This is a genomic window from Bradyrhizobium sp. UBA2491 (assembly GCF_002341725.1).
In the GTDB taxonomy this organism is placed as follows: Bacteria; Pseudomonadota; Alphaproteobacteria; order Rhizobiales; family Xanthobacteraceae; genus Bradyrhizobium.
The window spans coordinates 2,579-3,746 of the sequence record NZ_DDOP01000083.1; the positions used below are offsets into that span (position 1 = coordinate 2,579).

At 64.6% G+C, this 1,168-nt stretch carries 2 protein-coding genes and 1 pseudogene; 1 reads left to right on the forward strand and 2 read right to left on the reverse strand.

Annotated elements, in window-relative coordinates:
• A pseudogene (locus tag B2W55_RS29120) lies at positions 1-197 on the reverse strand (hypothetical protein); the annotation flags it as partial.
• Positions 198-272: 75 nt separating this feature from the next.
• The gene (locus B2W55_RS29125) at positions 273-590 is read right to left on the reverse strand and encodes a Kazal-type serine protease inhibitor family protein (RefSeq protein WP_043855446.1); all 318 of its coding nucleotides are present in this window, start codon (positions 588-590) and stop codon (positions 273-275) included.
• Between the two features lie 236 nt (positions 591-826).
• On the opposite strand from B2W55_RS29125, the gene B2W55_RS29130 reads away from it, so the two are divergent.
• Positions 827-1,168: fumarate hydratase (locus tag B2W55_RS29130; protein WP_291532686.1), on the forward strand; the 342-nt coding region annotated here is incomplete at its 3' end.

A 1,168-nucleotide genomic window follows, 5' to 3' on the forward strand; every position in this document is an offset into this window, starting at 1 on the left:
TGTGTGAGGTATGTGATGTTGGCGGCGCTGAAATTGACCTTCAGCCCGTCGATCTGGCCGGCGAGCTGCTTGGCGATGTCGACGCAGGGATCGGCATGCGCGGGCGCTGCGGCAAAAGCGGTTGCGAGCGCGAGCAGCGCGGCGGGCAGGGTGGAGCGGATGCCCAAAGGCAAGCGTCGGCGCAACGATGCTGTCACGAAATACCCCCGCGGTATGAAAATACGCGAAGCTACATGCAGGCTCCGGCCGAGCGCGTCAATATGGCCTGGCCGTCAGGATGGGCACTTGCCGTCCTGCGCCTTGGAGGCGCCGGCGGCCCGGCGCTCGCAGTCATTGCCGTAGGTCTTGCCGTCGCAGCCGCAGACCGGCTTGTAGATCTTGTTGCAGATCGTCGGCCGGAACGCGCAGCTGCCGGTCTGGTCGGCACGGCCGCATTGCCCGGGCTTGAACTGGCAGAACTGGCCGCCACGGCTGCATTGCAGGCCGGCGATGCCGCCGCACGCTCGGCCGAGCCGAGCCGCGTCAGTGCTGGCCGGGAGCGCGATCAACAAGGCCAGCGCTGCGAATGAGGCAAAAAGCCCTGATTTCATGATGGCCCCCTTTGCGAACCTCTTGGCCGCTTTCATGGATTGCGTGCCGTAGTGGCAACCCGGGATTACGGCAGGATGAAACATTAGCACGGGGATTGCCGCCGCAGCGCATGGCTGGAAGGCCGCCGGCTTCCCTTTCCTTTGTCCGAAAAAGGCTTAGAACGGCTCTACATTGCCGGGCGGCCCCGCGGCTGGCACCGGCCTTTCGAACCGACGTGCAGCCCAAAGAGCACCCCATGAACGCCCCGACCGCCTTTCCCGACCAGCAGAAGCCCGTTCCGCCCTACAAGCACACGCCCTTGTTCCCGCTTGGCGCGGATACCACGCCCTACAAGAAGGTCACGAGCGAGGGCGTCCGGGTCGAGAAGGTGTTGGGCAAGGACATGCTGGTGGTGTCGCGGGAGGCGCTGCGCGCGCTCTCCGAAGCCGCGTTCGGTGACATCAATCACTATCTGCGGCCTGGGCATCTGAAGCAGCTTCGCAACATCCTGGAAGACAAGGAAGCCAGCGACAACGACAAGTTCGTCGCCTTCGATTTCCTGAAGAACGCCAACATCGCCGCCGGCGGCGTGCTGCCG